Consider the following 19,038-nt stretch of genomic DNA (forward strand, 5'->3'; position numbering starts at 1 on the left):
GAACCCCTCCAGGGATACGTGCGTGCAGAACACGAGAAGCGCTGCGGCGAAACGCATTCCGGTCAGTGTCGGCAGGCGGGGAACCTTGGTCGGTTGCGATGTGTCGGTCACGGAGCACCCTCCTGACGGGCGAAGGAAACGACGGCCCATCAAGTGTCGAAAAGGGTGATCCGGTCGTCTTCGGGCAACGGACCGGTTCGCCGGCCCGCCCTCGGGCCGGTCCGCGTCAGGACCGGACCGGTGCCGCGGCCGCCAGCGCCGCGGCGAGCCGCGGTCCGAAGCGCTCGGCGATCAGCGCGTCGCCCGCGGCATCCGGATGCAGGCCGTCGACAGTGAGCGCGGCATCGCCGGCCCCGAACAGTTCCGCGCCGGAGACGAGATGCAAATTGTCGTCCCCCAGCCGCTGCAGGACCGCGACCACGTCCTCGACCAGCGCCCGGACGTCGCGCAGCGTGAGGCCGTGCGGATTCGGTTCGTTCTCGCGCTGCACCCACACCGGCGGCGAGAACGCGACCACCGGAACATCCGGATGCGCCGCGCGGATCGTCTCCAGGAATCCGGCCGCGAGCCCGCCCAGGGACCGGGTGGTGAACGGTCCGCGGATGTAGAGGTTCGGCCCCAGTTCCACCGAGATCAGGTCCGCGGGCCGGGCGGCGATGGCGCGGGCGACGAACGGGTCCAGATAGGCCTGGGCGGCGAACCCCAGATTCAGCATGCGCCAGCCGTGGGTTCGCGCGATCCGGGCCGGCCAGGTGTCGCTGGGCGCCTCGGTGATCAGGCACTGGGTGAGGGAGCTGCCGTAGGTGATCCAGCGCGGACCGTCGGATTCCCACGGCTCCACGGTCGCGCCGGCCGACGCCGACGGGGCTCCGACCCGCGTCACGGCGCCGCGGTGCGGCAACCACAGCTCCACCCGGGAACGCGTGCCGGGCAACGCGACAACCACATCCTCGGCACCCGAGCCCACCGGCACACGCTGGGTGAGCCGCCCGTCGACGAAGACGTCGACGAATCGGGGCCGAGGCTGCCAGATCGGGGTGGAGTGCACGGGCAGCGTCACCTCGGCCGCATCGGTCACCAGTCCCAGCCGCACCCCCGTCGCCACGGCCGCGTGTTCGGCCAGTTCCGGAGAGAACGCGGCCGCCAGACGGTCCGGAGGCAACCGCCACGGCTGCCGCCACCGCCCCGCGTCGCTCACCGCGACCACGCCGTCCCAGTTCACCAGATCATCGGTCACATTTCGATTGTCGTCGAAATCATGAAGAAATGTCCAGTAGCGGGGCGGGCCCGATCAGAACAGCGCGAAAACCCGTGCGGGACCGCCGGTTCCGCCGCCGTGCTTGGGCGCACCCACGATCAGCGTCGCGCCCGCGTCGGGCACCTGATCCAGGTCGGCGAGCGATTCGACGCCGTAGCGCCCCGCCGGCAACCAGCTGCGATGCACCGGAACCGCATGATCGCTACCCCGGTCCAGACCGGTGGAATCGACACCGATACCGACCACCCGGCGTTGCCGGATCAGGAAATCCGCGGCCTCGGCACTGAACCCCGGCCAGCGATACACATTGCGCCGCTCGTCGTAGTTGAGATAGGCGCCGGGCACCGAAATGCGCTGCGACCACCCCGAATCCATCGCCACGAAGGCGCCGTCGGGCAGCGGGCCGTGCGCGGCCTCCCAGGCCCGGATGTCGGCCACGGTCACCGCCGCGGACGGATCCCGCGCCGCCCGATCGGCGATCCGCAGCACCGCGAGCGGCGCCACCAGCTGATCGGCGGGAATCCGGTCCACCGACAGACCCCCGTCGCTGAAATGCAGGGGTGCGTCGACATGGGTGCCGACATGTTCGTAGGTCACGATCTCGTCGCCGTTGTATCGGTTCTGCGCCATCCGAGACACCGGAATCAACTGCGGCGGTTTGCTCACCTGTGTCCACACCGGAAAGTCCGGGGTCACGGTATGGGTCAGATCGACGACCCGGCCGAATCCGCGACCGCGCCCGGCCGCCGCCTGCACCGGCGACGCACCCGCCGTGACGGCCCCTGCCGCGCCCACCACCAGACCTGTGGCCAGCGTCTTCATGAATCCCCGGCGAGCCGGCCGGGGCGGGGCGGCGACCAGGCCGCACGGCGACGCCACACTGTCGATCAGTTCCGGAGCACACACAGACGATCTCCTTTCGCGACGGTGCCCCCAGTGTGCTGGCGCGCCGGGGCCGCGTCTTCGGCCCGTGGTCCGGAACCAAGCCCCGGTCCGCGGCCCGGGATCGCGCGGCCCGCCACGGCTTTCGAGGCACGGCTCAGTCCCGCGCCACCGGGAGCGTCGGCACCGCGGCGAGCAGTTCGCGCGTGTACGGGTCACGCGGGTCGGCGAACAGTTCGTCGGCTGGGCCGGATTCGACCACCCGTCCCGACCGCATGACCAGGATCTCGTCGCTGACGTGGTGGACGACACCGAGGTCGTGGGAGATGAACACCAGTGCCACACCGAGTTCGGTGCGCACCCGCAGCAACAGATCCAGGATCTGGGCCTGCACCGACACATCCAGCGCCGACACCGGTTCGTCGCAGACGATCACATCCGGGCCGGGGGCCAGTGCCCGTGCGATCGCGACCCGCTGCTGCTGGCCACCGGACAGTTCCAGCGGACGACGAGCCAGCACCGTCTCGGACAATCCCACCGCGGCCAGGAGCCGGCGGGCGTGGCCGTCGCGGGCGGCGCGCGGTACCCGGCCCGCCTCCAGGGCCTCGGCCAGTACCCGGCGCACCGTGAACCGCGGATCGAACGATCCGAGCGCATCCTGGAAGACCGCCTGGACACTGGTGCCGGGAGCGACCGTCAGGGAACCGGCGTCGAGCCGCTCCAGCCCCAGCAGCACCCGCGCGAAAGTGCTCTTGCCCGAACCGGATTCACCCACCACACCGACCACCCGGCCGGGCGCGACCACCGAATCGACCCCGTCGAGCGCGACGGTGACCCCGCCGTCGGGCTTACCGAAACGGCGGTGCGCGCCCGCCAGCCGCACGAGCGGTTCCGTCGTCGTCACCGCCGCCCGGGCGGGCAACTGCGCGGCGAGATCGAATTCGACCGGTGAGAGCCGCGCGCCCCGGGTGTGCGCCGAGGGCACCGCCGCCAGCAGCAGTTTGGTGTACTCGTGTTCGGGGCGGCCGAGTATTTCGGCCGTCGTGCCCTCCTCGACGATCCGGCCGTCACGCATCAACACGATCCGATCCGCCACCTCCGCGACCACCGCCAGGTCGTGGCTGATCAGCAGCACACCGGTGCCGGCGTCGCGGATGTCGCGCAGCAGCGTGAGGATCTGGCGCTGGACGGTCGCGTCCAAGGCGGTGGTCGGTTCGTCGGCGATGAGAAACCGTGGTTGCGCCGCAAGGGCACTCGCGATCAGTACCCGCTGGCGCAGGCCCCCCGAAAGCTCGTGCGGATACTGCCGCAACCGGTTGACCGGATCGGGTACTCCCACCCGTCGCAGCAGCTCCAGCGCACGGTCGGGAATCGAGGCGGCGGGGACGCTGCGGTGCACCCGCAATGCCTCGCCCAGCTCCTGCCCGACCCTCCGCAACGGATCCAACGACGCCAGTGCGTTCTGGGTGACATAGCCGACGGTGCTGCCCCGCACGGTCCGCCAGCGCCGCTGCGACCACCCGCGCGCGTCGTGGTCGCCGATGCGCAGCCGTGCCGCTCGCACGCGGCCGTCGCGCTGAGTGAGCCCGATCAGAGCGCGCGCGGAAACGCTTTTGCCGGAACCGGATTCACCCACCACGGCCACGCATTCACCCGCCCGCACCCGCAGCGAGATGCCGTGGACGACTTCGGTCTCGCCGAAAGAGACGGTGAGATCCTCGAATTCGAGTACTGTCATCGCGCGGTCCTTCCTTCCGCCAGGCGCTGCCAGTACCGGCTCAGCACCGTGATCGAGACGACCGAGGCGACCACGAACAATCCGGGGAACACCCCGATCCACCAGGCCCGGCCGACGAGATTGCGTCCCTCCGACAGCATCGAGCCCCATTCGGGCGTCGGCGGGATCACGCCCAGGCCGAGAAAACTCAGGCCCGCACCCGCCACGATCGCGGTGCCCACGCCGAGCGTCGCCAGCACCACCAGCGTCGTCAGCGCATTGGGCAGGACGTGGCGCAGCGCGATCCGCGATCGACTCTGTCCCAGGGTGCGCGCGGCCTCCACATATCCGCTGTGGCGTACCTCGAGCGCCTGCGACCGAACCAGCCGGGCGTAGTACGGGATGGTGGCCAGCCCGATGGCGATGGCCGAATTGCGCGCTCCCGGCCCGGATACCGCGATCACCACGAGGGCCAGCAGCATCCCGGGAAAGGCCAGCATGGTGTCGGTCAGCCGCATCAGCACCGCATCCAGCAGCCGCGACGGGCCCGAGGCGAGCAGTCCGATCACCGCACCCAGGCCGAATCCGATCGCCGTCGCCGCCACCCCGATACCCAGCGAAATCCGTGTGGCGTGCACGGTTCTGGCGAAGACGTCGCGACCGAGTTGGTCGGTGCCGAACAGATGCTCTCCGCTGGGCGGCCGCAGGGTCTGGCGGCGGGCCATCGCGGTGGGATCCACTCCGGTCACCAGATCCGGCGCCAGCGCGGCGACGACCAGGAAGACGAAGACGGCCGCGGCGATCCACACCGGCCACGGCACCGATCGCAGTCGAGCCCCGGGATATTTTCGCAGGACTTCGGACCATCCGCTCACGGCGTCCCCTTTCCGACGGGTTCGGCATCGGCCACGACCGCAACGGCGACGCTCGCCGGCGCGACGGCCGGCGCGCGCACCGGACGCGCCCGGGGCGCACGCAGCCGCGGATCGAGGACCAGATACAGCAGATCCACCACCAGATTGATCACCACGAACAGCACCGCGGCCAGCAGCACCACCGCGCTCACCACCGGAAAGTCCTTGGTGGTCACCGCGTTCACGGTGATCCGGCCGATGCCGGGCCGCGCGAACAGCGTCTCCACCAGCACGGTCCCGCTGAACAGCGTGCCGAGCATCCAGCTGGTCATGGTGACCGTGGCCAGCGATCCGTGGCGCAGCGCGTGGCGGACGCGCAGGCCGGGCTCGGACAGCCCGCGCGCCCGCAGTGTCGCGACGAACGGCTGTTCCAGGGTCCGGTCCAGATTCCCGCGCAGCACCTGCCCCAATTCGCCCGCCATCGGCACCGCCAGGCTCAGCGCCGGCAGCACCAGACTCGCCGCGCCGTGGTCACCGGCGACCGGGAAGATGTGCAGACGGAAGGCGAATGCGGTGATCAGCAGCAGACCCAGCCAGAACGGCGGCAGTGATACCGCGAGCAGTTCCGCGCCGGACACCGCCGCCCGCACGAACCGTCCCCGGCCGGCCGTCGAGGTCGCCGCCAGCACGGCCACCAGGACGGCGGGCACCAGGGCGCACAGTGCCAGCTCCGCGGTGGGCCGAAGTTGGCTCAGCAGCAGGCTTTTCACGTCCTCCTGCAGCTGATAGGAACGGCCGAGATCGCCGGTGAGCGGTCGCAGCACGGTGTGCAGATACTGCCGCCACACCGGCTGATCCAGTCCCAGATCGGCGGCGATCTGCGCCCGGACACGCGGCGACGCGCTGGTCTGGGCGCCCAGCAGGGTGTCGACCGGATTTCCCGGCGCCAGCCGCAGGGCGAAGAAGGTCAGCGTGACCGCGCCCAGCAATACCAGCGCACCGGTCCAGATCCGGTGGACGAGGATGCGAACCACCTGCCCGGTCACGAGTGATCCACCCAGGTGTCGTAGAAGTTGCTCCAGCCGTTGGCATCCAGCCCGAAGCCGTGCACCCGGGCGGCCGCGGTGTAGACGCCGGTGAAGACATAGATCGGCAGGGCGTACGCCTTGTCGAGGATCAACTGCTGTGCCTGCTTGTAGGCGGCGGCCCGCTGCGCGGGATCGGCGGTGGCACGGCCCTGCTGCAGCAGCGCGTCCAGTTGCGGGTCGGCCACCTTTCCGTTGTTGGCGCCCCCCTTGGCGACCGAGCGGTCCGACTGGTACAGCGTGGCGAGCACGTCGGCATCGGATCGGCCCCAGCTGGCGCCGACCAGGTCGTAGCCGTTGGCGGCGATGATCGTGGTGTAGGTCCCGTAATCGACGGGAGTGAGCCGCAATTCGATGCCGACCTTCTTCAGATCCTGCTGCACCGCCTGTGTGACCAGATCCCGGGACTCCCGCACCAGATTCGAGGCGTAGGGCAATACCAGGCCGAACCGGTGACCGTCCTTGGTGCGATAGCCCTGGGCGTCGCGCCCGGTGTAGCCCAGTTCGTCGAGAAGGCGGTTGGCCTTCGCCACGTCGTACCCCGGCCGCTTCTCCACCGAGGCGTCGTAGCCGGGAGTCGAGGCGGACAGCGGTCCGTACGCACGCGGGTAGACCCCCAGATAGATGCTGTCGACGATGCCGTCGATATCGATCGCCGCGCTCACCGCCTGCCGGGCCCGGATATCGGAGAAGGGCTCCTTCGACTGATTGAAGAAGAACGTGTACGGCGCCCCCGGCGCATCACCGCGAACGATTCGGTACGCCGGATCCTGCTGCAGCGCTTGATAATCCGCTGGCGGCGTACCCGCGATCACATCGACCTGCCCACCTCGCAGCGCACCCGTGCGCACCGCGTCCTCGGTGAGATACCGGACCGACAATTTGTCCAGATACGCCGGCCCGGTGTGCCGCGCGGTCGCCGGCGGCCAGGCGTAGTCCGGATTCCGCTCGAATTCGATGCCCTGGCCGTGGGTCACGCTCAGCTCCCGGAACGGTCCGCTCCCCACCGCGTAGCGGCCGCCTCCGCACAGCTCGTCCGGATGCTCGGCCAGCACCTTCGGTGAGTAGAACCCCAGGTAGGCGGTGCTGGCCGCCTGCAGGAACGGCGAATAGGGCTGGGTGAAGCGGACTCGCACGGTGTGGTCGTCGACGATGTCCGTGCCGGCGTACGGCCCGAGCAGACTCGCCGCGTACTGCGATTTCGTGGCCGGCGCGAGAATGTGTTCGAAGTTGGCCTTCACCGCCGCGGCATCGAACGGGGTGCCGTCGAAGAATTTAACATCCGGGCGCAGTGTGAACACATATTCTTTACCGTCGGCGGAAATCTTCCAAGCGCTCGCCAGCCACGGAGCGAAGGTGCCGTCGGATTTCTGTGCGACGAGCGAGTCGAATACGTTGCGCTGTAGTTCTCCGACGATGTCGCCCGGACTGACATGCGGATCCATGCAGGTCGCGTCGCGATAGGAGGCGTAGGTCAGCGTACCGCCGGAAACCGGCGTGGCGGATTCGTCATCCGCACCGGAACCGCCGGATGAACAGGCTGTGACCAGCGCGACTATCGCCATTACTCCCGCGATCGATCCGGAAATCGACCGACTCTTTTTTTGCATCACACATTCTTTCGTCGGCGCGCCGGGCGCGCATCGGACGGGCTACGGGGAATTTCAGTGAAGTCGACGACAGGTCGGCACACAGCTTTTCGCCGAAGACGGATTCCAAACATTGACAAAAGCTAACCTCTGGGCGCGCGGTAATTCGACCGGCAAAAGTCCAGTACAGAAATGCGGGGACGGCCCACAGCCGGGGACCGAACCCGGTCTCCGGTACGGGTCGATGTCCGGAAAACACGCCACTGGACCCGAACGCAATAGGGCCGTGGCCGGAAGACCGATATTCCCGGCCGAAACAGAATGATTTGCGATCGCAATTCGATCGTTTTCTTCCCGCCTGGCTCGCACCAATGCTGCTGCCCCAGGGTTCGGCGACCCGAGGAGGCCGACACGATGACCGTCTACGTAGCGCACACCCGCGGCGATATCGACGAAAACCGGTTGCAGGACCTGTTGTCCCGGATCCGGCAACTGCCCGCCGCCGCGACCACCCGGCGCACCCGCGACGGCTTCCTGATCGTGGCGTGGGGCGCCTCCGGTCCCGTCCTGGAGGCCGAACTCACCCGCAGCGAATATGTGACCCGCGTACTGCCGGAAGGGACGTCGTTTCCGCTCGCGGCGCGGGCACATCGGCCGGAGGGGTCGGTGGTGCACGTCGGCTCGGTACCGGTCGGCGACGGCCGGCCGGTGATCATCGCCGGGCCGTGCTCGGCCGAAACCCCGGAAGTACTGCTGGAAACGGCCCATCGGGTCAAGGCCGCCGGCGCGGCCATGCTGCGCGTCGGCATCTTCAAACCGCGCACCTCCCCCTACAGCTTCCACGGCCTCGGCCACATCGGGCTGCCGCTGCTGCGCGAGGCGCGGGCGCAGACCGGACTTCCGATCGTCACCGAAATCCTCGACGCCCGCGATATCGAGCTCGTCGGCGATGCCGCCGACGTCCTGCAGGTCGGCGCGCGCAATATGCAGAACTTCAGCCTGCTCACCGAATTGGCGCTGACGGGGCGGCCGGTACTGCTCAAGCGCGGCATGTCGGCGAGCGTGCACGAGTGGCTCAACGCGGCGGAATATCTGCTGGCGCACGGCAACGACAACGTCATCCTCTGTGAGCGCGGAATCCGCACGTTCGAGCGCTCGACCCGGTTCACGTTGGACCTCAACGCCGTTCCGGTGGTCAAGGAACTGTCCCACCTGCCGATTCTGGTCGACCCGAGCCACGGCACCGGCGCGACACGATATGTGCCGCCGATGTCGGCCGCCGCCCTCGCCGCCGGCGCCGACGGACTGATCGTCGAGGTGCATCCGCGGCCGCACGAGGCGCTCTCCGACGGGGCCCAGTCGCTCGATCTGGCGCAGTTCGACCGGTTCAGCGCGGATCTTCGCGGGCTCGTGAGCGCCCTCGGCCGTGAATTCGTCTCCACCCCCGAGCTGCTGGCCGAACTGTCATGACCACCACGAGTACCGAACTGGTCCTGGACGGCAACGGCTTACAGCTCACCGACGTGGCGGCGGTGGCGCGCCGCGACGCGCCGATCTCGGTCAGCATCGCACCGGTGGCCCAGGCCGGGATGTCGGAGTCGGTGCTGCTGAAGAACGAACTGCTGGAAACCGGGATACCGATCTACGGCGTCACCACCGGATTCGGTGACAGCGTCAACCGGCAGATCGCACCGTCGAAAGCGGCTGCGCTGCAGCGCAACCTGATCCTGTACCACCTCAACGGCGTCGGTCCGATCGCGACCCCGGAGGTCGCCCGTGCCACCATGCTGATCCGGGCGAACTGCCTCGCCCGCGGGCCGTCCGCGATCCGCCCCGAAGTGGTGGCGACGTTGCTGCGGCACCTCGACGAGGACATCCTGCCGCTGATCCCCGAACGCGGATCACTCGGCGCCAGTGGCGATCTGGTACCGCTGTGCTACGTCGCGGCGGCGCTGATCGGTGAGGGCGAGGTGCGCTACCGCGGCGAGACCCGGCCGGCGCTCGACGCGTTGCGCGAGGCGGGCATCGCACCGGTCGCGCTGGGTCCGAAGGAGGGCCTGGCCCTGATCAACGGCACCTCGTTCACCGCGGCTTTCGCGGCGCTGGCGCTCACCGACGCGGCCGAATTGGCCTACGCCGCCGACGTCGCCACCGCGATGACCTGTGAAGCGCTGCTGGGCAACGCTTCTCATTTCCATCCGTTCGTGCACGCCAACAAGCCCCATCCGGGTCAGGGCGCCAGCGCCACGCTGATCCGGGAACTGCTCGACGGTTCCAAGCTCACCACCAGCTACGAGGAGATCCTGGTCCGCCGCGACACCCTGGACGGTCGCGGGTTCCTGCTGCTGGACCACCGCATCCAGGACAAGTACTCGGTGCGCTGCGCACCGCACGTCAACGGCGTACTGCGCGACAGTCTCGAGTGGACCCGCAGGTGGGTGGAGACCGAGATCAACTCCTCCACCGACAATCCGCTCTTCGCTTGGGAGACAGGCGAATTGCATCACGGCGGCAACTTCTACGCCGGCCACGTCGGGCAGGCGATGGACAGCCTGAAGGTCGCCGTGGCCAGTCTCGCCGATCTACTGGACCGCCAGCTCGCCCTGGTGGTGGACGAGAAGTTCAACGCGGGCCTGACCGCCAATCTCGTCGCGCCGCTGCCCGAGTCCGACCGGCAGTCCGGTCTGCACCACGGGTTCAAAGGCATGCAGATCGCCGCGTCCGCGGTCACCGCCGAGGCACTCGGCCTCAGCGGTCCGGCGACCGTGCTGTCGCGCTCGACCGAATCGCACAACCAGGACAAGGTCAGCATGGGCACGATCGCCGCCCGCGACGCGCGGACCATCATCGAGTTGACGCGGCAGGTCACCGCCGTCCACCTCATCGCGCTCGCGCAGGCGATCGATATCCGCGGCGCCGCGCAGGCCGCGCCCGCGGTGCGCCGGGTCCACGAACTGATCCGCGCGCACGTCCCTTTCACCGACCGCGATCGCCGCATGGACCGCGATATCGAGCGGGTCGCCCGGCTGATCGCCGACGGATCGGTGCGTGCCGCCGCCGGCGTCGCCGATCCCCTTTTCACTCCCCACGGTTAGGAGCCGTACCGATGTTGCTGTTACGCGATGCGCGCACGCGCGCGAAGAACGAGGCCCTGCTCGACGACCACACCCGCCTGGTTCGCTCGGTTCTCGACGGCACCGCCGACCTCGACCGGGTCCACGCCGAGAAACTGCTGCGAACCGTCCGGGCCGCCGCCGGCTCCCCCATGTACGAGGGCCGGCTGCCGGCCGATCTGCTCGCCGAGATCGAGGCGGGCACAACAATTTCCGACGAGCGGGTGCTCACCGAGATCCTGCCGTCGCTGCCGCTGCTCGGCAAGCGCGAACTGGGCCGGTTCGGGGCCGAGGCGTTCACCCGGCCGCTGAACGAATTCCTGCACTACTACGAATCCTCCGGCACCACCGGCGATCCCGCCGCCGCCCCGAAGGCGCTGGACGATCTGCTGGTAAACACCGTCAACATCGGCGAGATGTGGGCCCGGCTGCTGCAGCCGAAGGATATCGCGCTGATTCTGATCAACGCCCCGTTCGCCCCGGCCGCCTACCAGTTCGAGAAGGCGCTGGAATACCTCGAGGTCATGTCGCTGCGGCCCTGGGTGGACAACATCACCGGCGACTACACCCGGGTGCTGCGGCTGGTCGACCAGCTCGGCGCGAACGTCTTCGTCGGCCCCCCGTCGCGGCTGCTGGAAATGGTGCAGTTCGCCCACCGCAACGATCTGCCCGCCCCGCGCTTCGATCGGCTGCTGCTGATGGCCGAGCAGACCGGCCCCAGTTTCCGCCGTCACCTCGAACGGCTGACCGGCGCGCAATCGTACGTGTCCTCCTACGGCTCCTCCGAGACCGGAACACCCGCGGTGACCTGTGAGCAGGGACAGCTCCACCTGCAACCGCAGAGCTTCCTGCTGGAGTTGGCCGACGACAACGGGATTCGCCGCATCGGCAACAGCTCCGATCGCGGTGAACTGGTGCTGACCACGCTCGATCTGCCCGCCCGGCCGCTGTTGCGCTACCGCACCGGCGATCTCGTCGAGATCGACGCGACCCCGTGCCCGTGCGGGGTCCGCACCCCGGTCCTGCTCACCCAGGGACGTTCCCAGGATCTTCTGGTCCTGGACCGCAACGGAATTCGGCAGAACGACCTCGAGGCGGCGGTGTGGGAACAGCCGCTGCCCGCGGCGACGGTCTTCAACTACATGGTCGTCGTACGCGGCCGCCAGGTCGTCTTCCTGGTCACCTACGACGGCGACCCCGCCGGTCCGTGGACCGACGTGCTGGCCGGCCGGTTGCGGGCGCTGTTCGGCCGGGAGGAGGTGACCGTTCGCCCGGTGCCGGTCCTGCCGCCGCTGGCCTCTCTCGGCCAGTACCTCGGCTGGAAGCTCTCGCGAGTCCTCGACCTCGACGACGAGAAGAACTGGGACCGGCTGCCCGCCCCGATCGACGCCGTGGTGCGGCAGACGATCGCCGAACTCGCACCCGGTGCCTGAGGAGGCGACGACTCATGTCCGCAATCACCGGCTGGCTCGACCGAGACCGCGATCTGCGCGAGCACACCACGACGGTCCGGGCCATGTCCGACGCACTCGCCCACCGCGGCCCGGACGGCGGCGGCATCTGGCTGGAACAGCGAATCGCGCTGGGCCGCAATGTACTCGCGGTGGCCGATCTGCTCGACAACGGGCAGCCCGCCGTCACCGGCGAGGCCGGACGGCCGATCGCGGTGCTCACGCTGTCCGGCGAGATCTACAACACCGCCGAACTCCGCCACGAACTGACCGCCCGGGGCCACGCCTTCACCGGTGCGACCGACCCGGACGCCGAGGTGGTGCTGCACGCCTACCTGGAGTGGGGCGCCGACGCGGTGCGCCGCCTCGACGGCATGTTCGCCTTCGCCGTGTGGGACGTGCGTCGCGGTGAACTGCTGCTGGCCCGCGACCGGCTGGGCATCGAACCGCTCTACTACGCCGAGCACCCCGGCGGGCTGCTGTTCGGCTCGGAGCCGAAAGCGTTGCTGGCCAACGAGTTGTTCCGGCCGCAGGTGGATGTCGAGGGACTGATCGACATCTTCACGGTGGCGATGCGGCGTCCCGGTGACGCGGTCTATCGCGGACTGCGCGAGGTGCGGCCGGGCTGGATCCTGCGCGTCGATCACAACGGCCTGCACCACCACCGGTACTGGCAGCCGGTCAGCGCACCGCACACCGACGATGTCGACACCACGATCGCCACGCTGCGCGAGCTGCTCACCGATATCGTCGAGCGGCAGACCCGCACCGGCACGGCCGCCGGATTACTCTCCGGCGGTCTGGATTCCAGCGTCATCACCGCCTTGGCGGCGCGGGCGCGCGGCGACGCGAAACTGGCCACCTATTCGGTCGACTTCGCCGGCAGCGACACCGATTTCACGCCCGACGCCCTGCACGTCAGCCGCGACGCGCCGTACGTGCGGGCGGTGGTGGACCATGTCGGCACCGACCACACCGAGGTCCTCCTCGACGCGCCCGCCCTGCTGGACGAGATGGGTGAAACGCTGCGGGCGCGCGACATTCCCGGCGTCGGTGATTTGGATGTCTCGCTCTACCTGCTGTTCCGGGAGGTCCGCCGATACGCGGACGTGGTGTTGTCCGGAGAAGGCGCCGACGACATCTTCGGCGGTTATCCGTGGTTCGCCGCCGAGGCCGCCGCGTCCAGCGGCAGTTTCCCGTGGGCCGCGGGCAACACCGACCGCAACGCGATGCTGTCGCCCGAACTGCGCGCCCATCTCGACCTGGACGCGGCGGTGGTGGATCGCCATCGCGAGGCCATCGCCGAACTGGCCCCGCTCGATGGTGAAGAAGGCCCGGACCGGCGCATCCGGGAGGTCTTTCATCTCGAACTCACCCGCTTCCTGCCGTTCCTGCTCGACCGCAAGGATCGGATGAGCATGCGCACCGGCCTGCTGGTCCGGCTGCCGTTCTGCGATCACCGGCTCGTCGAATACCTCTGGAATGTGCCGTGGGAGCTCAAGCGCCACGGCGGCCAGGAGAAGGGGATCCTGCGCGCGGCGGCCGAGCCCTGGCTCCCGGCGCAGGTCGCCAAGCGGCCCAAGAGCGGTTTCCCGTTCGGCCAGAGCCCGCAATATCTCGCCGCGGTGCGCGAGGCCACCCGAGCCATGCTGGCCGACCCGAGCGCCCCCGCGCTGGCGCTGCTGAACACCGGCGCGCTCGCCGAACTCGCCGAGGGCGATCGCTGGCACAGCGGCACCTTCACTCCGCCGCCCTGGCTGCCCCGCGCCCTGCAGCTCAACACCTGGCTGCGCGACTACCGCGTCGAGGTGCGGCTGTAGCCGCATCCGGCACGTACCCACCACCGGCCCCCGTCGACAACCGATGGTGCGGACCGGGTTTCGGGAGAGGAAAGGAAAAGATGAGGAAAATGATCGCGGCGAGCGCACTGCTGGCCACCACACTGAGTGTGGCGCCCGCGCTCGCCCACGCCGATCCGGCCGAGGCCGGGGCGGTGAACTACACCGCCACCACGACCCCGACGTCGACGATCATCCGCACCGACAGCGGTTCGCTGACCGACGAGGCCGGCGTCTTCAGGATCGAGGCGGCCGACGGCACCGTGCTCGCGGGCACCGAATTGTCCTTCCGGGTGGACGATTTCGTCTTCCCGATCGCCGCGGACATCTCCGGCCACACCGCGACCCTGACACCGCGACTGGACCTCGCGCACGCGACCTACCGCCCCGTCGCGCTGCCGTACGAGGATCAGGCGCCGTGGAAGACCCCCTATGACCGCGAACAGGCCGCCTGGTCCCGCCTGACCAGCACGATCGGTGCGGGCGCCACGATCGGAACCCTGATCGGCGGGCTCAGCGGCGGCGCGATCGGCTGCCTGCTCGGCGGCATCGCCGGAGCCACCGTCGCCTCCGCGACGATCGTCGGCCTGTTCGGCCCGTTCGTTCCGGCGGCGGTGGTGGGCTGCGTGGGCGGCATCGTGGCGATCGGCGCCCTCGGCACCCTGATCGGTCAGCTGCTGGTGACGGCGCCGGTGGCGATTCTGGCCGCGGCGCAATACTTCACGACCATCAACCAGCCGTTCACCAAACCGGCGGGATAGGCGGTGCGGGCGGGCTTCCGGATCGCCGGAGGTCTGCCCCGACGGCCATTTCGCCGAGCGGTGTCTAACCCTCCGCGGCCAACTGGCCGCAGGCCGCGGCGATTTCCTGCCCGCGGGTATCGCGTACCGTGCACGGCACACCCTGTGCCTCCACCCGCCGAACGAATTCCCGCTCAACAGGTTTCGGTGAGGCGTCCCACTTACTACCCGGGGTCGGATTCAACGGGATCAGGTTCACGTGCACACGGGCGCCCAGCGCTTTGTGCAGCTTCCGGCCCAGCATGTCGGCACGCCACGGCTGGTCGTTGATGTCGCGGATCAGGGCATATTCGACCGAGACCCGGCGACCGGTCTTGTCGGCGTAATACCGTGCGGCGTCGAGGACTTCGGCGACCGACCAGCGATTGTTGACCGGCACCAACGTATCCCGCAATTCGTCGTCCGGCGTGTGCAGGGACACGGCCAGCGTCACCGACAGGCCCTCGTCGGCCAGTTTGCGGATCGCGGGGGCCAGACCGACCGTCGACACGACCACATTGCGCTGCGAGATACCCAGACCGTCCGGCGCGGGTGAGGTGATTCGCCGGACCGCGGCCACCACGCGCTTGTAGTTGGCGAGCGGCTCCCCCATGCCCATGAACACGATGTTCGACAGCCGACCGGCGCCGCCGGCCACCTCGCCGTCGCGCAGCGCCGCGGCGGCCGCGCGCACCTGGTCGACGATCTCGGCGGTGGAGAGGTTGCGGTTCAGTCCGCCCTGCCCGGTCGCGCAGAACGGGCAGGCCATACCGCAGCCGGCCTGACTGGAGATGCACAGCGTGTTGCGGTCGGGGTAGCGCATCAGCACGCTCTCGAGCAGGGTGCCGTCACCGGCGCGCCACAGGGTCTTGCGCGTGGTGCCCGCATCACACACCACCTGCCGCACCTCGCTGAGCAGCGGCGGAAACAACGCGTCGGCGATCTTCTCCCGCATCGGCTCGGGCAGATCGGTCATCTGCCGCGGATCGGCCTGCAGCCGCCCGTAGTACTGCCGGGCGATCTGATCGGCCCGGAACTTCGGCAGTCCCAGTTCCTCCACCGCCTGCCGCCGCTGGGCCGAATCGAGGTCGGCGAGATGCCGCGGCGGCATTCCACGGCGCGGAGCATCGAAAACGAGCGGCAGGGAGGTAGTCATAACCCTTCCAGTGTCGCATTGCCGGTACCGGCCCGCCGCCCGCGGGCAGGGATAACCCGATCACAGTTACGGCGCGAGGGAACGGGTATTCCGCAGATACGCATATCCGCCATAGCGATCGGGAATGATCGAAATATGACCAGCGACGCAGTACCGAGCCACGGACCGGATCCGGTCCCGCACACCGACCCCCCGCGCGTCGACGCCCCGCCCTCGACCGCACCTGTCCGCCGCAACCGAGCGCTCAAGACCCGCGCGGGCTACACCTGGGTGGCTCTGGTCGCGGCGGCGGTCATCGGGGTGCTGCTGTTGATCTTCATCCTGCAGAACCTCGATCAGGTGCGGATCCACCTGTTCTTCTGGCAGTTCAACCTGCCGCTCGGCGTCACGCTGCTGCTGTCGGTGATCGCCGGAGCACTGGTGATGGCGCTGGCCGGCGGCTGGCGGATCATGCAGCTGCGGCGCGCGGCGAAGCGGCGCTGAGCCTCAGAGCAGAGCGGTCAGCACCAGCCAGGAGACGAACGCCGAGGGCAGCATCGAGTCGAGGCGGTCCATGATGCCGCCGTGCCCGGGCAGCAACGTGCCCATGTCCTTGATGCCCAGCTCGCGCTTGATCTGGGATTCGATCAGATCCCCGCAGGTCGCCACCAGCACGACCGCGACGCCCAGCAGCACGCCGATCATCGAGTTGGCCTGCAGCAGCAGCGTCACCGTGAGCAGTCCGCCGATGATGCAGAACACCAGCGATCCGGCGAATCCCTCCCACGATTTCTTCGGGCTGATGGCCGGCACCATCGGATGGCGGCCGAACAGCACGCCGGCGACGTAACCGCCGACATCGGAGCAGACCACCAGGATCATGAAGGTCAGCACGCGGAGATTGCCGTCGTCCTGCTGCAACATCAGCACCGCGAAGGAGGCCAGCAGCGGGATCCAGGACACCACGAACACCGTGATCGCGGTGTCGCGCAGGAAGTTTCGCGGCGTGGCCGCCAAGCCGTGGTCGAACAGCCGCCACACCATGCACACCAGCGCCGTCGCCGCGAAGGCGCCCGCCACGCCCTCGGTGCCGTAGGGCCAGGCCAGCCAGATCATCGCCTGTCCGCCGACGATGAGCGGCACCCGCGGCACCAGGACGTCGGCCTCGCGCAGCCGCTTGGCGACCTCCCAGGTGGCGATCGCCATCGCGACCGCGATGACTCCGATCAGAACCTTCGGAACGAACAGCAGGATCGCGATCAGCGATGCGCCGAGGCCGACACCGACCGCCAGCGCGGCCGGTAAGTTGCGACCGGCGCGGGAGGGCTTACCGCTCGGCTGCGCCGAGGGGGTGTCGGGAGCCGGTGTTGCACCGGCCGGGTCGCTCGCCGGCATCGTCTCGCCGGCTGCGGCTTCTTCGGCCACGATTGTCCCGTCGCTCACTTATTCGTCCACTCCGTCCCCGGGCCCGTGCCGCATCGTCGCGCCGGGCCGAGTCTCACACCTCGAGCAGTTCCGATTCCTTGTGCTTGACCAGCTCGTCGATCTGGGCAACGTACTTCTGGGTGGTCTTGTCCAGTTCTTTCTCGGCGCGACCGACCTCGTCCTCGCCGGCCTCGCCGTCCTTCTGGATGCGGTTCAGCTCGTCCATCGACTTGCGCCGCACATTACGAATGGCGATCTTGGCGTCCTCCCCCTTGGATTTCGCCTGCTTCACCAGTTCTCGGCGGCGTTCCTCGGTCAGCTGCGGGATCACCACGCGGATGATGGTGCCGTCGTTGGTCGGATTCACGCCCAGATCCGAATTGCGGATCGCGGTCTCGATCGTCTGCAACTGCCCCTGCTCGTAGGGCTTGATGACGACCATGCGCGGTTCGGGCACGGTGATGCTGGCCATCTGGGTGATCGGCGTCGGCGAGCCGTAGTACTCGACCACGACCCGGTTGAACATGCCCGGGTTGGCGCGACCGGTCCGAATACTTCCGAGGTCGTCCTTCGCCACCGAGACAGCCTTTTCCATCTTCTCCTCGGCGTCGAAGAGCGCTTCATCAATCACGACCGTTTCCTCCACAGCATCGTTTCGGGGCCCGGAATTCGCGAGGACCGATCCCCGCAGGGTTCAGGACCGAACCAGTGTGCCGATTTTCTCACCGGCCACCGCGCGGGCGATATTGCCCTTGATCAACAAATTGAACACCAGCATCGGCATCTGGTTGTCCATACACAAACTGAACGCGGTGGCATCGGCCACCTTGAGTCCGCGCTCGAGGACTTCCTTGTGAGTGATCTCGGAGAACATGCTCGCCTCCGCCTCGACCTTGGGGTCGGCGGTGAAGACGCCGTCGACGGCCTTGGCCATCAGCACGACCTCGGCGCCGATCTCGAGCGCGCGCTGTGCGGCGGTGGTGTCGGTGGAGAAGTACGGCATGCCCATACCGGCGCCGAAGATCACCACGCGGCCCTTCTCCAGATGCCGCTTCGCGCGCAGGGGCAGATACGGCTCCGCGACCTGTCCCATGGTGATGGCCGTCTGCACACGGGTGTCGACCCCCTGCTTCTGCAGAAAGTCTTGCAGCGCAAGGCTGTTCATCACGGTGCCGAGCATACCCATGTAATCGGAGCGGGCCCGTTCCATGCCGCGCTCCTCGAGTTCGGCGCCGCGGAAGAAGTTGCCGCCACCGATGACCACCGCCACCTGCACGCCGGTCGAGACGACCTCGGCGATCTGCTCGGCTACGGTCTGGACCACATCCGGGTCGAGCCCGACCTCGCCGCCGCCGAACATCTCCCCACCCAATTTGAGGAGTACTCGGCGATAGCCCTTGCGGTCGGGCGCCGTATCCGGGTCCGTCATCGGTCTCCTAGTCCTCGGCAGTCGAGCGAGCGCACGCACGGGAAATTACCCTCCCGGGCGCGATTGTTCGCGCGGGACGGTAACACGCTGCGTCCATCCTGCACCACCAGCGGTCGCGGCGGTGAGCCGACCCTCGAATACGCGACAATTCCCTATCCCACTGCGAAACGTTGTCGTTTCAAATAAGGTGCGGGCGCATGAAGAACACTCGACGGACGGCTCACATTCTCTGCGCCGCGGCACTGCTCTGCGCCGCACCCCTCGCCGTCGCCTCTCCCGCCACGGCGGCGGTCGTTCCCCTGACACCGGAGGCCGGCGCGGCACCGGCCCATGCCGGTTCCGCGGCGCCGGCCGGTTTCACCGGCCCGATCCCCACCGGCAGTACCGATGCCGCGTTCGGCAGCGTCGACAGCGGCACGCCGATCATCAGCCTGCTGCCGGCGATCCCGTATCTGGCGAACTGGGCCATCACGGGCAGCAGCG

General features: G+C 68.7%; 16 protein-coding genes and 1 pseudogene. 7 read left to right on the forward strand and 10 right to left on the reverse strand.

Annotation, left to right across the window (positions count from 1 at the left end):
* Positions 1-226 precede the first annotated feature (226 nt).
* The 6 genes from RJ03_RS17095 to RJ03_RS17120 all read right to left on the reverse strand — a co-directional run bounded on the left by RJ03_RS17095 (position 227) and on the right by RJ03_RS17120 (position 7,361).
* Positions 227-1,237, reverse strand: a complete 1,011-nt coding sequence (locus RJ03_RS17095) for an SGNH/GDSL hydrolase family protein (protein WP_051024790.1) — start codon at positions 1,235-1,237, stop codon at positions 227-229.
* A 54-nt stretch (positions 1,238-1,291) separates the two neighbouring features.
* Positions 1,292-2,164 carry a cyclase family protein gene (locus RJ03_RS17100; RefSeq protein ID WP_051024791.1) on the reverse strand — a complete coding sequence of 291 codons (873 nt, stop codon included), beginning with the start codon at positions 2,162-2,164 and terminating at the stop codon, positions 1,292-1,294.
* 133 nt (positions 2,165-2,297) lie between these two features.
* Positions 2,298-3,878, reverse strand: coding sequence for an ATP-binding cassette domain-containing protein (locus RJ03_RS17105; RefSeq protein ID WP_036503607.1), 1,581 nt, complete (start codon positions 3,876-3,878; stop codon positions 2,298-2,300).
* Positions 3,875-4,732, reverse strand: a complete 858-nt coding sequence (locus RJ03_RS17110) for an ABC transporter permease (RefSeq protein WP_036503610.1) — start codon at positions 4,730-4,732, stop codon at positions 3,875-3,877. Before RJ03_RS17110 ends, RJ03_RS17105 begins: the two co-directional genes overlap by 4 nt.
* Positions 4,729-5,757: an ABC transporter permease gene (locus tag RJ03_RS17115; RefSeq protein WP_063820398.1), complete on the reverse strand. Its 1,029-nt coding sequence runs from the start codon at positions 5,755-5,757 to the stop codon at positions 4,729-4,731. Before RJ03_RS17115 ends, RJ03_RS17110 begins: the two co-directional genes overlap by 4 nt.
* A complete protein-coding gene (locus RJ03_RS17120) occupies positions 5,754-7,361 on the reverse strand; it encodes an ABC transporter substrate-binding protein (protein ID WP_051024792.1) in 1,608 nt (535 codons plus the stop codon). Before RJ03_RS17120 ends, RJ03_RS17115 begins: the two co-directional genes overlap by 4 nt.
* 438 nt (positions 7,362-7,799) lie before the next feature.
* On the opposite strand from RJ03_RS17120, the gene aroF reads away from it, so the two are divergent.
* The 5 genes from aroF to RJ03_RS17145 all read left to right on the forward strand — a co-directional run bounded on the left by aroF (position 7,800) and on the right by RJ03_RS17145 (position 14,548).
* Positions 7,800-8,855, forward strand: a complete 1,056-nt coding sequence (gene aroF / locus RJ03_RS17125; protein ID WP_051024793.1) for a 3-deoxy-7-phosphoheptulonate synthase — start codon at positions 7,800-7,802, stop codon at positions 8,853-8,855.
* Positions 8,852-10,480 carry an HAL/PAL/TAL family ammonia-lyase gene (locus RJ03_RS17130; protein WP_051024794.1) on the forward strand — a complete coding sequence of 543 codons (1,629 nt, stop codon included), beginning with the start codon at positions 8,852-8,854 and terminating at the stop codon, positions 10,478-10,480. Before aroF ends, RJ03_RS17130 begins: the two co-directional genes overlap by 4 nt.
* An 11-nt stretch (positions 10,481-10,491) precedes the next feature.
* On the forward strand, positions 10,492-11,931 hold the full coding sequence (locus tag RJ03_RS17135; protein ID WP_036503614.1) for a phenylacetate--CoA ligase family protein: 1,440 nt from the start codon (positions 10,492-10,494) through the stop codon (positions 11,929-11,931).
* Between the two features lie 14 nt (positions 11,932-11,945).
* Complete coding sequence (gene asnB, locus RJ03_RS17140; RefSeq protein ID WP_036503616.1) at positions 11,946-13,769, forward strand: asparagine synthase (glutamine-hydrolyzing); 1,824 nt, start codon at positions 11,946-11,948, stop codon at positions 13,767-13,769.
* An 80-nt stretch (positions 13,770-13,849) separates the two neighbouring features.
* The gene (locus RJ03_RS17145; RefSeq protein WP_036503618.1) at positions 13,850-14,548 is read left to right on the forward strand and encodes a DUF8020 domain-containing protein; all 699 of its coding nucleotides are present in this window, start codon (positions 13,850-13,852) and stop codon (positions 14,546-14,548) included.
* Positions 14,549-14,612: 64 nt separating this feature from the next.
* Here the strand turns inward: RJ03_RS17145 and rlmN are convergent, their stop codons facing one another.
* A complete protein-coding gene (gene rlmN, locus RJ03_RS17150; protein WP_036503621.1) occupies positions 14,613-15,722 on the reverse strand; it encodes a dual-specificity RNA methyltransferase RlmN in 1,110 nt (369 codons plus the stop codon).
* A 135-nt stretch (positions 15,723-15,857) separates the two neighbouring features.
* Here rlmN and RJ03_RS17155 point away from each other — a divergent pair, with 135 nt between their 5' ends.
* Entirely contained in the window at positions 15,858-16,205 is a 348-nt protein-coding gene (locus RJ03_RS17155) for a LapA family protein (protein ID WP_036503622.1), read from the forward strand.
* 3 nt (positions 16,206-16,208) lie between these two features.
* Here the strand turns inward: RJ03_RS17155 and RJ03_RS17160 are convergent, their stop codons facing one another.
* From RJ03_RS17160 to pyrH, 3 genes are all read right to left on the reverse strand, one after another.
* The gene (locus RJ03_RS17160; protein ID WP_051024795.1) at positions 16,209-17,096 is read right to left on the reverse strand and encodes a phosphatidate cytidylyltransferase; all 888 of its coding nucleotides are present in this window, start codon (positions 17,094-17,096) and stop codon (positions 16,209-16,211) included.
* A gap of 103 nt (positions 17,097-17,199) precedes the next feature.
* On the reverse strand, positions 17,200-17,757 hold the full coding sequence (frr, locus tag RJ03_RS17165) for a ribosome recycling factor (protein ID WP_036503637.1): 558 nt from the start codon (positions 17,755-17,757) through the stop codon (positions 17,200-17,202).
* 63 nt (positions 17,758-17,820) lie between these two features.
* Positions 17,821-18,555 (reverse strand): UMP kinase, encoded by a 735-nt coding sequence (gene pyrH, locus RJ03_RS17170; RefSeq protein WP_036503626.1) that lies wholly within the window; start codon positions 18,553-18,555, stop codon positions 17,821-17,823.
* Positions 18,556-18,752: 197 nt separating this feature from the next.
* Here pyrH and RJ03_RS17175 point away from each other — a divergent pair.
* Positions 18,753-19,038, forward strand: a pseudogene (locus tag RJ03_RS17175) (hypothetical protein); the annotation flags it as partial.

The sequence above is a fragment of the Nocardia aobensis NBRC 100429 genome (assembly GCF_000308375.1).
Classification (GTDB): Bacteria; Actinomycetota; Actinomycetes; order Mycobacteriales; family Mycobacteriaceae; genus Nocardia; species Nocardia aobensis.